This window comes from Thiobacillus denitrificans ATCC 25259, from assembly GCF_000012745.1.
GTDB lineage: Bacteria > Pseudomonadota > Gammaproteobacteria > Burkholderiales > Thiobacillaceae > Thiobacillus > Thiobacillus denitrificans_B.
In genome coordinates, this window is sequence record NC_007404.1 from 375102 (window position 1) to 390598 (window position 15497).

A 15497-nucleotide genomic window follows, 5' to 3' on the forward strand; every position below is an offset into this window, starting at 1 on the left:
CGTGGTTCGACAAGGAGAATCTGATGAATCGCGACCACTATCGGCTGGTGTTCAACCCCACTTTAGGCATGATGGTGCCGGTGGCGGAAATGGCGCGCCGCTCTGGTAAATCAGGCCAGCGCAAGGCCGCGAGCGGGGCAGCGTTGGCGCTGGCGGGGGTGTTGTCGGCGGGGCCGGTGCAGGCCGAGTTGCCAGTGGCAGCGGCGAACTTTGTCACGGCCGGATCGGCACTATTGCCGACTCAGGTCGGTAGCCGGTTGCTGGTCAATCAGACCAGTGACAAGGCCGTACTCAACTGGCAGAGCTTTAACGTTAGCACCGGGCACGAAGTGCAGTTCCGTCAGATCGATGGAGCGGGACAACTGGTGCCAGGGGCGAATTTCACCTCGCTCAACCGTATATGGGACCTCAACCCGAGTGTGATCGCCGGCAGCATCACGCAGGCAGTCGGGCAGAAGGCCAATGTGATCCTGGTCAACACCAACGGCATCGCCTTTATGGGCGGGTCGCAGGTGAACCTCAACACCTTCACGGCGAGCACACTGAACATTGCCGACAGCTTCATTCTGAATTCGTTTCTCGGCGACCCGACCAAGCCGCAGTTCGAAGGTACGACAGGGTTCATCAAGGTATTCGAGGGCGCGCAGATCACCGCGGGCAGCCAGGGGCGCGTGATGCTGATCGCGCCGACCGTGGTCAACAAGGGCAAAGTGACGGCCCCGGATGGCCAGGTGATTGCGGCGGCTGGCGCCAAGGTCTATCTGCGCTCGGCCACGGGCGACGACGACAACGTGCGCGGTCTCCTGGTCGAAGTGGAGCGCCCCGCCGGTTTGGCCGATGCCGATAGCGCCAATGCTGACGTCAAGGATGGGGTGCTCGATGGCCAGGCCGTCGACCTGACGAACGCGGCGGAGGACAAACTGGGTCACGTCACGAACCTGGGCGAACTGACCGCGCAGCGTGGCAACGTCACCATGGTCGGATTCGCGGTCAACCAGCTCGGCATTGCGCGCGCGACGACGTCGGTTGTGGCCAACGGCTCGGTGTATCTGATGGCGAAGGACGGCATCACGACCAACGCCGGCCTGCTCACGGCCACCAATATCGGCGCGACGAGCGCGGGTCGGGTCGTGTTGGGGGAAAACAGCCTGACCGAAATCCTGCCGGACGTAGCCGACCCCACGACAGGATTGGATGGCACGACGGGCACTGGTCTGGCAAAGATATCGCAGGTGAAGATACTGGGTCGGGATATACGCATGGCGGGCGGCGCGACCATCGACGCGCCTGCGGCCGCGGTCGAATTCAGGGCGACCGATAATCCCAGCGATCCAACCGTTCTGAGGGATGCCGGCCAGAATGCCTCCGATACTGCGCGGATCCATATCGCGAGCGGCGCGCGTATCGACGTGGCCGGCCTGGAGAACGTGGCCGTGTCCGTGGCGCGCAATAGCGTCGAGGTGGAGTTGCGCGGCGACGAACTGAAGGACTCGCCGGTCAATCAGCAAGGCCCGCTGCGCGGTGAGAAGGTGTATGTGGATATCAATCGCGCGTTGGCCAATTCCGACGCCGGCAAGGCGACGCTGATTGCGCGGGACAGCCTCGAAAGCTATCAGGCCAAACTGGAGCGGGGCGTCGCCGAGCGCTCGACCGCCGGCGGCACCGTGCACGTCCTCTCGGAGGGCGAGACCATCCTGGAGCACGGCGCGGTATTCGACCTGTCCGGTGGCAGCGTGAAATACACCGCCGGCACTGTGAAAACCACGCTGCTGACCACCAACGGTAAACCGGTTGACATCGCGGACGCCGGCGGCCAAACGCGGTACGACGGTATCGCCACGCGGTTCGTGAAAAACTACGGACGCTGGAACGTCAAGGAAGTCATCGATCTCGGGCAGAGCTATCGCTACGATCCCGGTTACGTCGAAGGACGGGACGCCGGCGCGCTGAACGTGGTGGGCATGAAGGCGGTGGTGATGCAGGCCGACGTCCAGGGGCGCACGACGACCGGTGAATTGCAGCGCGACGCGGGCGTGTCCCCGGCAGGTGCGCGCTTGGCCATCGGTCGGGATGTGGTGGATTTCAGCACCAACCGCCACGACTACAAGCTGAACCAGCGTGTCGAAATTGCCGACAACGGCGCCACCCTGCCGGCCGATTTCAAGTTTGGCGACGAACTGGCGCAAACCCTGAAAGACACGCTGGTGCTGAAACCCGCGCTGATGGGCAAGGACAACGTGGCGCAGCTGGAGATCTTCAGCAACCAGGCGGCCGAAGTGCGCGATGCGTTGCGCATGCCGACCGGCGGCAGCGCGGCGATTACCGCCCAGGGCGTCGCGGTCAATGCGGATATTCACACCGACGCCGGCAAGATTGCACTTACTGCGGAACGGAACTACTTCAACGTCGACGCACCGTCGCTGGACGTGACGGTGGGGGACGGCGTCAGCCTGTCCGCGCGCGGCGGCTGGGTGAACGATTTACCTGGTACCGGCGAAAAATCCTTGGATGCCGTGGCGGTCGACGGCGGCTCGATCAGGCTGGCCGCCGCGGGCAATGTGGTGTTGGGGGACGATACGTTGCTTGATGTTGGGGGCGGCGTGCGCGTCAAGCCCGACGGCAAGATCAAGGCCGGCAACGGTGGCGATGTGACACTGGAAGCCGGCCAAGCCCTCCGATTGGGGGGCGAGGTGCACGGCGAAGCACTCGGCAAGGGCGGGACCTACACCCTCAAAACGAAGAAAATCCAGATCGGCGGCGCAACGGACGCCGACACGCTTAATCTCGACGCGGCATTCTTTGAGCGCGGCGGCTTCGCCAACTTCAATCTGACCGGATTCGACGGTGTCGATATCGCCGACGGTACGACGCTGCGCCCGACGGTCGTGAGCCGCGAACTGCTTGCAGGCTATACCCTGCAACCGACCGGCAGCGACATCAGCGCGTTCAGCCAGTTGTTGAAACAGGATGACCGGGTGCGTCAGGCCGCGAACGTGAGTTTCGCTGCGTCCAATACCAACGCAAAAATTCGGTTGGGCGAAAGCGCCAGGATTCTGGCGGATGACCGGGCAAAGGTCAGCTTCAGTGCGCATACCCGCGTCGAACTGCTGGGTGAGGTGCAAGCGGCGGGCGGTCGCGTGTCCGCCATTGCAACGCGGGGCGCAAACGATCCGTTCGATGCGACTGCAGCCGTCTGGCTGGGGTCGAACGCCGTGCTGGACGTTTCGGGCGTGGCGCGCACCTACACGGACAGCCGTGGTTTGACGCAGGGCGTGGTACTTGCGGGCGGTACTGTCACGCTGGGCGGGAGTGTGGCCGCCGACGGCGCTGTGAAAGGGGGCCAGGCGTACGTGGTCACGCAGGCAGGATCGCGTATCGATGTTTCGGGCGCGGCACCGGTGCGGCTGGACGTGCGGAATGAAGCCGGCTTGTTGGGCCGCGACGTGGGCAGCGATGCAGGCGCCGTGACGATCCGGACGGTGGAGGGCGCGTTGCTCGATGGCATGATCGTCGCCAACGGCGGCGGCCCGACGAACCGTGGCGGGTCGTTCTCGCTCACCTTGCCCGCGATAGACCAGACGACGCGCTTGAATGCCGGCGCGCCCGATCATACGCGCGTGTTGGCCCTGGCGTCGACGACTGCGCCTCAGGCCGCGGGACTCACGGCCGGGGACGCAATTCCGATCGAACGCAACGGCAATACGCGGATCGGCGCGAAGGCTCTCGAGGCCGCCGGGTTTGATCGCATGCACTTCAGCAGCGAGAGCGGGACCATCCGCCTGGAGAACGGCCTGAACGTGGGGGCTGAACCGGACATTCCACGCGCAATCCCCCTCAGGGAACTGACGCTCGACGCGCCCCGCATCGAAACGGCAGGCGGCGACGTCGCGCTCGCGGCCGAGACCGTTCGCATGGGCAACTACGGCGCATTTGGCGACACCGCAGGCGCTGCGCCGACGGCGAAGGGCACGCTGACCGTCAACGCGCGCCAGATCGAACTGGCAGGCAAGCTCGCGCTCGAGGGGATGGCGCAGGCCGCGCTGAACGGCAAGGACGAAATCCGCCTGCTCGGGGGCATACCTGAAACCGTGACCGTCGACGGTCGCGTATTCGACAAGCGGCCGTATGGCGAACTCAAGACCACCGCCAATATGGTATTCCACGGGGCCGTGGTCGCGCCCGCCAGCTACGTGCAATACCAAATACTTGCGCCCGGCAAGACCCTGCGCTTCGAGCAAGGCGGCGATGCGCCGCGACAGCCCTGGTCAGCGTTCGGCAGCCTGACAGCGACGGCAAAGGATATCGTCCAGGGCGGCAATCTCTGGGCACCGCTCGGCAAGATCGATTTGCAGGCCGAAAACACGCTGACGTTCGAGAACGGAAGTTTGACCTCGGTGGCCGCCGACGCGAACAGCGTACTTCCGTTCGGCAAGCTGCAAAACGGCCGTACCTGGACATTCGACCTGGGCGCACCCGACACCTACAGCATCGAACTGGCGGATGTCGCGGAGCAGAAATCCATACTTGCCGCGGCTTCGAAGGTGGACATGCAGGCGGGCGCACGCGTCGATCTCTCCGGCGGAGGAGACGCCCAGGCTTACGAATTCACTGTCGGCCCCGGCGGGTCGCGCGACATCCTCGCCGACAAGAACACCTACGCCATTCTCCCTGGGTTCACGGGAGGGGTTGCGCCGACCGACGCGGAGGAAAAAATCGATCGCGCGAGCGGCGAGGCGGTCTATCTCGCAGGCGTGGCAGGACTGAAGGACGGGGTCTATACGCTGTTACCCGCGCATTACGCGCTACTGCCGGGGGCCTACGCTATCAAACTGGATACCGGCATCAAGGACGTGATGCCGGGGCAGGCCTACAGCCGCCAGGACAGCGTACGCATCGCCGCGGGCTATGTGACGGACACGCGCGTTGGCGCACCTAAGGACGCGAACTGGCAGGGCATACAGGTCATGACTCACGATCAGGTGCGCGCGCGGTCGGAATTTACCCTGACGCGTGCGTCCGAGTTCTTCGCGGACAGCCGCAGCCGTCCGCAGGATGCCGGATTGCTGTCTGTGAGCGCCAGCGGTAGTGGCAGCGACGCGCTGAAGCTGGGTGCCGTATACGACCTCGCGGCGGGATCGGGTGGGCGGGGTGCTCAGGTGGATCTCAGTGCGCTCAAGCTCGCGGTGACCAGCGGCGCGCCCGCCGGACTCGATCCGGAGACCGTCGTTCTCGATGCCGCCAAGCTCAACGAGCTGGGGGCGGAAAGCGTCTTGATCGGCGGTACCCGGACTACGAGCGGCGACACCACCACGCTGAGCGTGGCCGCGGAGTCGTTGACGCTCGCGAACGATGCCGATCATGCGCTGAAGGCCGGCGAAGTCATGCTGGCGGCGACGAACACGCTTGCGCTTGAGTCAGGCAGTGCGATCGATGCGCAGGGCGCGTCGGGCGATGCCGGCCGCTACGAAACCGGCGGTAACGGTGCATTCGTGCGCGTGGCGTCGACTCGCGCCAGCTTCGCACGCACCGGCAGCCCGGATCGCAGCCAGGGCACGTTGACCGGCGCGTCGGACAGCACATTGATTGCCACCGACTCGATTACGCTCGACGCGACGAAGGACAATGCATTCAACGGCAGGACCCGGTTCGAGCGGCACAAAACCGAGAACGGTGCCGAGGTTACAACTCCCGTCGCCGGCCATCTGGCCGTGGGTGCCAGCCGAATCAATTTCGGAGATGCTCCCGTGGGGAGCGACGGCCTCACCTACACGCAAGGCGAGCTGAACGCCATCGACCTCGCCGGACTGACTCTCATCAGTTATACGACCTTTGATCTCCATGGCGATGTGACCGTCGGCAAGCTCGACGGGGGCAAACCTGTACTGCAAAGTCTGACTCTGCAAGGTGCCGGTCTGGCAGGTTTGAATAACGCAGGCAAGACCGCACGACTCAACGCGAACCAACTGACGCTGGCCAACCCGAACAACGCCGCATCGTTTGCCGCAGGCCGCGCGCTGGGCAGCGGCAATCTCGAGGTGAAAGCCGATACGCTTACGCTGGGCTCCGGCGACAAGCAGATCCAGGGATTTGGTGCGGTCACGATCACGGCCAATGAACTCGTGGGCTCCGGAACAGGCACGCTGGAGGTGGACGCGCCTGTGATGCTGAACGTCGCCCGCATCAGCGGCCAACGCGGCGCCGATCAGGCCTTCAACGCGACGAACGCGCTGATCGTGGCGCAACACACTGCCGACCGCGTGTTGGCACCGGTGACTGCGCTGGGCGCCAAGTGGGCGTTGCAAGGCTCCTCGCTCGATTTCGACAGCCACGCCGGGCTGCCCTCGGGCACATTCAAGCTGACAGCCACGGCCGGCGATATCGAGCTGGGCGAAAACGCAGAGATCGACGTAGCCGGACGCTCGATCCAGTTCTTCGACGTCACCAAACCCAGTTGGGGCGGCACCGCGGAATTCGTCAGCGAAACCGGAAATGTGGATTTTGCGGATGGATCGAACGTGGACGTGTCCGCTGCCGCGGGCGGTGTCGCGGGCACGCTGATCGTGCGCGCGGCGAATGGTACGTTCACACTCGCCGATGGCAGCGGCAGCGGCAGCGTCAACGGCTCGGCGCCGGGGGACGGGGGGGGCTTGCGCGGCGAGGGCGCCCGCGCCGACGTCGACGTGAAATCGCTCGACACAGTCGACGATGCAGGGAACCCGGTTGCAAGTTTCTCGACGTTCAACACCGCGTTCAACACCGGTGGATTCGACGGGGGGCGTAGTCTCCGCGTGCGCAGCGGCGACGTAACCATTGCCGAGACCGATAAGATCAAGGCCCTCGATATCCGCATCGCTGCCGACGGGGGCAAGCTTGACGTGGCGGGCGAACTCGACGCGTCGGGCACGGATGCAGGCCGCATCGAATTGTTCGCGAAAGGTGACGTGAACGTGACAGGCACCGCCAGCCTCTCGGCCAAGTCCCGCGGCGCGAACGAGGACGGCGGCGACCTCGAGATCGGTACACGTGAAGGCAACCTTGATTTGGCGGAAGGCAGCACCATCGACGTTGTGGGTGGCGCCGGCGGCCAAGGCGGTACCGTGTTGCTGCGTGCGCCGCGAAGCGGCGTCGACGTCAACGTGACTGCGCTCAAGAGCGCGGGTCTGGCCGGCGCCCGCGCGGTGTCCGTCGAGGCGTTCAGGGTATACAACGAGGGCGAGATCAACGAAATTGGAACGTTGGACAACGGCAACGTCAGCCTGGCGGCGGCGGATCTCGATACGATCAAGGCTGACAACGCTGCGTTCGCGGGCCATCTCGATGCCGAGAGCAACTATGTGGATCACTACGCGGCGATCAGGGACCGCCTTGGTCAGCCGACGCTCCACGTTCTGGCGGGCGCGGAGGTGCACGCGACGGGCGATCTCACGCTTGGCGAGAACTGGAACCTGAAGGACATGCGGGACAACGGCGAAGCGGGCGTCCTCACTTTGCGTGCCGAGGGACATCTCAACATCAATGGCAATCTGTCGGACGGCTTCAGCGTTGCAACGCCCTGCGCCGCGGCTACGTGCGTGGGCCGCAGTCCGACGTCGGCGGCGTTGCTGGGCGACGATTCCTGGTCGTACCGTTTGACCGCGGGCGCGGACCGGGCCGCTGCCGATCCTATGACGGTGAAGCCCGGCGACAGGGACTTCACGCTCGCCGCCGGCAAACTGATCCGCACCGGCAGTGGCGACATTCGGGTGGCGTCCGGGCACGACATCAGGCTCGTCGGCACCGAGGCAGTGATCTACACGGCAGGTCGCAACACCGGGACATTGGGCGGCTTCACGTCACCGACGCCTGCGGCGTCGACCTATTTTTCGCACGGGGGCGGTGACGTCAGCCTGGCCGCCGCAGGCAGCATCGTGGGCAGTCCGTCCGCGCAGCTATTTAACAACTGGCTATTCCGCCAGGGCAGGCTGAATGCCGATGCGTCGGCCTATACAACACAGCCCGCGTGGTGGGTCCGCTTCGACCTGTTCCAGCAGGGCGTGGGTGCGCTCGGGGGCGGCGATGTCATGCTCGTTGCCGGAGGTTCGGTCCAGAACGTGTCGGCTCATGCGCCGACGCAGGCGCGCCTAGCGTCCAGCACGCCGGATGCCGGCGCCTTGACGAAAACCGGTGGGGGCACCGTGCGCGTGGAGGCGGGCGGTGACGTGCTGGGTGGCCAGTACTATGCAGACCGTGGTGACGTGGTACTGAAGGCCGGCGGCGAGGTGGGCAGCGGACAAGTGGCCTTCGACAAGCCGATATATACCCTGCTGGCGGTAGGCGACGGCGAGGCACGCGTGAGCGCGATGAAGGACGTTCACATCGGCACGGTGTTCAATCCCCATCTGTTCAATCAGTCGAGATCGGCATCGAACAGCAAATCGACGTTCAACGTGGCGGGTACGAGCGGGCGCGACACTGCCTTCTCGACGTATACGGACCAAAGCGGCGCAATTCTGCATAGCCTGACCGGCGCGGCAACGCTGCATAGCACCGATGCCATCAGCGGGAAACAATTGCACGACTCGGTTTATCTGTACGCCCTGAACGACAAGTCGTCCATCGATGCCTACGGCCTTGATCTCCTCCCGCCCAGCCTGAGCATGGTCGCCTTCCAGGGGGATGTGGCGGTCGAAGGCGGCACACGGGTGATGCTGCCCGCCGCCGATGCAACTCTGGAACTGCTCGCGCGCGACTCGGTTCGCCTGCACCAGACGCTGGTGATGAGCGACCGCGATCCCGCAAGCATTCCAAGCCCGGCATTGCCGGCCAATCCTCGGGTGGATTCCGTCAACAACCCGAAAAACCTGGTCGCTGAGCTGAGCAGTATCGACAAAGCCGATCCCACCCTCCACGCGGCCGTGCCCGTACATGCGGCCGACCCGCAGCCCGTGCGCGTCCATGCGATGGAAGGGGATGTCGTCGGTAGGTCCGTCGCTTCGGGGGGCGCCGCGACGATTCTGGATGTCTCCAAGGCTTTTGATGTGCGGGCGGGTCGCGACGTGGTGAACGTCAGCATCGAGGCGCAGCACGTCAACGCAGACAATGACCGGAGCCGGGTGCAGGCGGGCCGCGACATCCTTTTTGCGACCGGCGCTGTACGTACCGAAGGCGACCATATCCATGTGGGGGGCCCGGGCGTGCTGGACGTGATCGCAGGGCGCGACGTCGATTTGGGCACCTCGGGCGGCATTCTGAGCCGGGGCAATACGGTCAATCCCGAACTTCCGGAGCTTGGTGCGGATATTCGAGTCGCCGCAGGGGTCGGCGACCGCGGGATCGACTACAGTGGCGCGGTCGACCGTTTGCTGGCCAAACTCGACGCGGGTGCGCCTGACGACGCGACGCTGTGGCAGGCGCGCTGGATGACTGGGGACGACAGTCTGACCGCGGATTCCGCACGCGCTGCGGTTCAGGGCGTCAAGTCGCAAGGCGTCTTGGTGTATGAAGAACGCGTACGGGCCATGCTGTTCACCGCGCTGCGCGAAACCGGACGCGACTTCAACGACGCGGACAGCGACTACGCTGGCCACTATGCGCGCGGCTATGCGGCCCTTGAGCTGGTATTCCCCGGCATCGGCGACAAGTATCCGGATGGCGAATTCAAGAACTATCAGGGGGGCATCAACCTGTTTGCCAGCCGGATTCAAACCCAAAGCGGCGGGAATATCGAGTGGGTCGTGCCCGGTGGAGACATGGTCGTGGGGCTGGCGAACACGCCGGAGGCGCTCCTGAATCTTGAAGGCGGCGAGACCGGAAAACACGACGCCTTGGGTATTGTCGCCGCGAAGGAGGGCGATATCCAGGGATTCACGCGCGGCGACATGCTGGTCAACCAGTCGCGCATCCTGACCATTGGAGGAGGCGACGTGTTGTTGTGGTCCAGCGAGGGCGACATCGACGCCGGCAAGGGCAAAAAGACCGCGGTCACGGTGCCGCCTCCGCTCATTCTGGTCGACGGCAAAGGCAACGTGACCCAAGTGTTGCAGGGCGCTGCGAGCGGCAGCGGTATTGGTGCGTTGCAACCGTTGGGTGGGACTGCGGGCGACGTCAACCTGATCGCCCCCAAAGGCACCGTCAACGCCGGCGATGCCGGCATCCGCGCCGGCAACCTCAACATCGCCGCGCAGGTGGTTTTGGGCGCAGACAACATCAGCGTCTCGGGCAACTCGGCCGGCACGCCGGTAGCGGACACCAGCGCGGTGACGGCCGCCTCGTCCGGTGCGAGCAACGCGGGCGACGACGTGTCATCGACAACCGCATCGCTGTCGCAGAACCTCGCGGATGCGGCGCGCGCGGCAGAGCAACTCAAGCAGGCGTTCAAGCCGACGTTCATTTCCGCGGAGGTGATCGGGCACGGGGAGTGACGCTGCATGGGTGACGGATGGCCGGAGATCGCGCCATGCCGTCATCCGTCCCGAGCGGGGGGCCGTATCGACCCACATATTCGGCTCATTCGCAACAGTTTTTTCAAAGCGCGTTTTGTCATCTTGATTCTCCAGAGTGACGGCTGAACCGTGCGAGTCCCTCGCATGCCCGCTGTCCACCCTGGAGAAAAAACATGATGCATCGGCTCCACCCCCTCGCCGTCGGCGTGCTGTTGTCGCTTTCCGTCCAAGCCCAGGCCGCCTGTCTGGAACCCAGCGTTGTGATCGGCACCGTCGATTCCGCCGTGGCCAATAAGGAAATCGGCGCGGCCTGCATGAACGACCTCATCATCGATTCCGCTTCCGAAGGCGCCAACTGGGGCAGCCATGGCGAATTCGTGAGCGCGGTGTCGCGGCTCACGCAGGACTGGCTGAAGGCGGAGTCCATCAGCGCCACCGAGCGCAGCCGGATCGTGAGCGCCGCGGCCCGCTCGGACGTCGGTTCGACGCTGCTCGTCAAGATTGCGGCGATCAACGATTTCCATGGCCAGCTGTTCAGCCCGGGAAGTTTTGCCGGCAAGCCGGTGGGCGGCATCGACGCCCTGGCGGCTTATATCGACGCCATCCGCGCCAAATCGCCCAACCACGTAACGGTTTCCGCGGGCGACCTGATCGGCGCGACGCCGCTGGTTTCGGCGCTGTTCCACGACGAGCCGACGATCGAGGGCATGAACATCCTGGGCCTGGACTTCAACGCCGTCGGCAACCACGAGTTCGACGAGGGGCGCGACGAGCTGCTGCGCATGCAGAACGGCGGCTGCCATCCGACCGACCCCAACTCGTGCCAAGGCGATGCAGTCGGCACGCCGGTCCCGTTCGAGGGCGCCCGCTTCAAATTCCTGGCGGCCAACGTCACCGAAAAGACCGACGGCAAGACGCTGTTCCCTGCGTACGCGATCCGAAATTTCAAGGGCAACAAGGTCGCCTTCATCGGCATGACGCTCGAGGACACGCCCAGCATCGTCACGCCCAGCGGCATTTCGACGCTGGATTTCCACGACGAGGCCGACACGGTCAACGCGCTGATCCCCGAACTGAAGGCGCAGGGCGTGGAAAGCATCGTGGTGCTAGTCCACGAAGGCGGCGTGGATACCACGACGGCGAACATCAACGACTGCAGCAACGTCTCTGGCGCGATCCTCGGTATCGTCCAGCGTCTGGACGACGCGGTGGATCTGGTCGTCAGCGGCCATACGCACCAGGCGTATCGGTGCAGCCTGTCCAACCGCGCAGGCCGCACTATCCCGGTGACGAGCACCAACGCCCAGGGGCGCTCCGTCACCGAGATCGATCTGGTCATCGACACCATGACGCGCGACGTGGCCAGCATTGCCGTCGACAACGTGGTGGTCGACCGCAGCAATGCCGCCGTGCCTCCCATGGCGGCGCTGACCGCGCTGGCCAACGGCTACAATGCGTTGGCCGCGCCGCTGGCCAATACGCCCCTTGGCGGCATCACGGCCGCGATCACCCGCAGCGCCAATGCGGCGGGCGAGTCCGCGCTGGGCGACGTCATCGCCGACGCGCAGCTCGAAGCGACTGCCGCTCCGGAACTGGGCGGTGCGGTGATTGCCCTGATGAACCCGGGCGGCATACGCGCCGACTTCACCTACCCGAGCAGCGACGCGCTGGAAGGCGACGGCGTCGTGACTTATGGTGAAGCGTTCGCCGTGCAGCCTTTCGGCAACTCACTGGTGACCAAAACCTTCACGGGCCAGCAGATTTATGATCTGCTGGAGCAGCAGTGGGGCGCGTTCCAACCGTTCGCGCGCATCCTCCAGGTGTCGGAAGGCTTTAGCTACCAGCACACGTTCGACACCGCGGCGGCGAACTTCGCAGCACAAAAAGGCGCCCACTACGTCTGCGACGGCAGCGTCAAGCTCCATGGCGTGGCGATCGACAAGCTCGCCAGCTACCGCGTGACCATGAACTCCTTCCTCGCCTCGGGCGGCGACAATTTCACCGTGTTCACTCAGGGGACGGGCCAACTCGGTGGCGCCCTTGACCTCGACGCGATGCAGCAGTATTTCAAGTCGCACGATCCCGTCGCACCCAGCGCGCAGGACCGCGTCGTCAAGGTGAGTGTCTGCCCGGCGCCATGATGCGGTAGCCGGCTGCGGGAAGGCGAGCGTGGGGCTCGCTTTGTCTGTCCCGCGTTGCGCCGGCGCGGAAGGGGAGATGGTCCGTTTGGGCCATGTCCGCTTCCAGTCCCTGTCATCGCCCCCCCGTAGGATCAGCCGCTTGCCCGATTCCGGTTGAAGCCCTATGCATGTCCTTGCCGTTGCGATTGCCTTGTTGCTTTCCCTGTTTTCCGCCGCGAGCCACGCGTGGTGGAACGAGGACTGGAGCGCGCGCAAGAAGATCACGCTGACGAATCCGGCGGGCGAGATCGTCGACGCGCCGGTGCTGATCCGGCTGCACACCGGCAATTTCGATTTCCTTTCGGCCAACGAGGACGGCAGCGATCTGCGCGTCGTCGGGGGGGACGACGCGACCGAGCTCAAGTTCCACATCGAGAAATGGGATGGCCTGAACCAGCTTGCGCTGGTGTGGGTAAAGATGCCAAAACTCGCCGCGACGACCGAGGCCTGGCTGTATTTCGGCAACCCGGAGGCGGCCGCATCCTCGGATGCGAAGGGCACCTACGACGCGGGAAGCGCGGTCTTCCACTTCAACGAGGCGGGTGGCAACCCCACCGACAGCGCCCCGGCCGGGGCGAACGCCACGGCCTTCACTGGCACCCGGATCGCCGCCTCGTTCGCCAACGGCGGCGCCAAGTTCGATGCGACGCAAATCCTGACGTTGCCGGCGCTACCCGTGGCCGGCGGCTGGAGCGCGTCGATGTGGCTGAAGCCGGCCGCGCTCGACGGCGCGTTGATGCAAGCGGGCGGATATTCGGCCGCTCTGACGGGAGGCGTCCTGAACGTGCAGGCAGGCGCAGCGACCGTCGCGGCAGCCGTGCCGCTCGAGGTCGGAAAATGGCAGCACGTCGCCGTGGTCGTCGAGGGCGGCACGCTCAGGCTTTATGTCGCCGGCAAGCCAGCGGGCGAGGCGGCCGGCGCGGCTCTGCCCGCGGGGCCGCTTACGGTCGGCAGCGGCTACAACGGCGAGGCCGACGAAATTCAGCTCGCCGGTGCCGCACGCTCCGCTGCCTGGATCGCGGTCGCGGCGGCGCAGGGTCCCGACGGCACGCTGGTCGCGCTGGGCGAGGACGAGAGCAGCGAAGGCGGGGGGGGCGGCATCTGGGCCACGCTGTTCCGGGCGCTCACGCTCGACGGCTGGATCGCGATCGGCGTGCTCGCCGTGATGCTGGTGGTCGCGGTGTGGGTCATGATTGCCAAGGCGGTGTACGTGAACCTCGTCGACGCGGCGAACCAGTCCTTTTTGGAGAAATTTCGCGAGCTGTCGTCCGACCTCGGCGCGCTCGACAAGTCGACACAGATGGCCGACGCGTTCCGGCATTCCTCGCTCTATCGCCTGTATCACATCGCCGCGCAGGAGCTGTCGCACCGCTTCAAGGACACCGACGCCAGCCATCTGGCAGAGCACGACAAGAACCTCACGCCGCAGGCGCTCGATTCGATCCGCGCCAGCCTCGACACCGGCATGGTGCGCGAATCGGGACTGCTGACGCGATTGATGGTGCTGCTGACGATCGCGATTTCGGGCGGCCCGTTTATCGGTCTCTTGGGCACGGTGCTGGGCGTGATGATCACGTTCGCGGTTATCGCCGCGACCGGCGACGTCAACGTCAACGCAATCGCACCGGGCATCGCGGCGGCACTCATGGCGACGGCCGCGGGCATGGCGGTCGCGATCCCGGCGCTGTTCGGTTACAACTATCTCAACTCGCGCATCAAGACGATCACGTCGGACATGCGCGTGTTCATCGACGAGCTCGTGACCAAGCTCGCCGAAAACTACTCGCGCTAGGACGGACGCCATGGCCAGCGCGCACGACGACAACGAACCTTACGACGAGATCAACATCACGCCGATGCTCGACCTGGCATACGTGCTGCTCGTCATCTTCATCATCATGACCACGGCCTCGGTGCAGGGCATCGAGGTCAACCTGCCCAAGGCCAGCGACCAGCCCGCACTCGCCAAGCCCAAGACCAAGGCGATCACGATCAGCGACAGCGGCCAGGTCTATCTCGACACCTATCCGGTCACGCTCGACGAACTGCGCACCCAACTGACCGCGGCCAAGGCCGCCGTTCCCGACCTGCCGGTCGTCGTCAAGGGCGACACGGTAGTGCAGTACGGCAAGGTCATGGAGGTGCTCGATCTGCTCGGCCAGGTGGGCATCACGCAGATGGGTCTGGTGACCCAGAAGCTCGCGAAGTAGGGCATGGAGCAGGGCAAACGCAAACCGGCCTGGATGCGGTGGGGCGGGGTGGCCGTGGGCCTCGTCGCCGCGGTAGTGATCGCAGTCTGGCTGAAGGACATGCTGACGCCGAAGGGGCCGGTGCAAAAAATGGAAGTGCGGCAGATCACGCTGGTAAAGCCGCCACCGCCACCGCCACCGCCACCGCCGCCACCGCCACCCGAGGAGAAGCCTCCCGAGCCCGAGATCAAGGAAGAGGTGAAACTGGAGGAGCCTCAGCCGACGCCGGACGAGCCCCAGCAGGCCGACGCGCCGCCGCCCGACGGCATCGCCGAGGGCCCGGCGGGCGGCATGTCGACCGACATCGCGCGCGGCGTTCCCACGCTGCCGGGCAGCGGAAACGGCAACCCCTGGGCCTGGTACGACGCGCTGGTTAACGACGCGGTGAACAGCGCGTTCCAGGCGGCGCTGGTGCGGGAAAAGGCGCTGAAAAACAAGACCTACAAGGTGATCGTGAAGGTGTGGATCGACGGCAGCGGGCAGGTGACGCGCGTGGCGCTGGCGGGCAGCACCGGAGATGCGCACGCCGACGAAGTGCTGAAGCAGGCGTTGACGGGCATGCGCGCGCTGCGCGACTACCCCCCCGTGGACATGCCGCAGCCGATGAAGATACGCGTGACGTCACGCGCATGAACGTGAACAAGAGA

The 15497-nt window shown here is 65.2% G+C and carries 5 protein-coding genes; all 5 read left to right on the top strand.

Features of this window, described 5'->3' with window-relative positions:
- Positions 1 to 23: 23 nt before the first annotated feature.
- The 5 genes from TBD_RS01775 (at position 24) to TBD_RS01795 (ending at position 15483) form a co-directional block, all read left to right on the top strand.
- The gene (locus tag TBD_RS01775) at positions 24 to 10400 is read left to right on the top strand and encodes a filamentous haemagglutinin family protein (protein ID WP_041432862.1); all 10377 of its coding nucleotides are present in this window, start codon (positions 24 to 26) and stop codon (positions 10398 to 10400) included.
- Between the two features lie 194 nt (positions 10401 to 10594).
- Positions 10595 to 12562: a bifunctional metallophosphatase/5'-nucleotidase gene (locus TBD_RS01780; RefSeq protein WP_011310869.1), complete on the top strand. Its 1968-nt coding sequence runs from the start codon at positions 10595 to 10597 to the stop codon at positions 12560 to 12562.
- Between the two features lie 163 nt (positions 12563 to 12725).
- Positions 12726 to 14393 carry a DUF2341 domain-containing protein gene (locus TBD_RS01785; RefSeq protein ID WP_011310870.1) on the top strand — a complete coding sequence of 556 codons (1668 nt, stop codon included), beginning with the start codon at positions 12726 to 12728 and terminating at the stop codon, positions 14391 to 14393.
- Positions 14394 to 14403: 10 nt separating this feature from the next.
- Positions 14404 to 14811, top strand: coding sequence for an ExbD/TolR family protein (locus TBD_RS01790; protein ID WP_011310871.1), 408 nt, complete (start codon positions 14404 to 14406; stop codon positions 14809 to 14811).
- 3 nt (positions 14812 to 14814) lie between these two features.
- On the top strand, positions 14815 to 15483 hold the full coding sequence (locus TBD_RS01795; RefSeq protein WP_011310872.1) for an energy transducer TonB family protein: 669 nt from the start codon (positions 14815 to 14817) through the stop codon (positions 15481 to 15483).
- The last annotated feature ends 14 nt before the right edge of the window (positions 15484 to 15497 follow it).

Coding starts and splice junctions, on each gene's coding strand:
- TBD_RS01775 (WP_041432862.1), top strand. CDS start 24: ATGAATCGCGACCACTATCGGCTGGTGTTCAACCCCACTTTAGGCATG.
- TBD_RS01780 (WP_011310869.1), top strand. CDS start 10,595: ATGATGCATCGGCTCCACCCCCTCGCCGTCGGCGTGCTGTTGTCGCTT.
- TBD_RS01785 (WP_011310870.1), top strand. CDS start 12,726: ATGCATGTCCTTGCCGTTGCGATTGCCTTGTTGCTTTCCCTGTTTTCC.
- TBD_RS01790 (WP_011310871.1), top strand. CDS start 14,404: ATGGCCAGCGCGCACGACGACAACGAACCTTACGACGAGATCAACATC.
- TBD_RS01795 (WP_011310872.1), top strand. CDS start 14,815: ATGGAGCAGGGCAAACGCAAACCGGCCTGGATGCGGTGGGGCGGGGTG.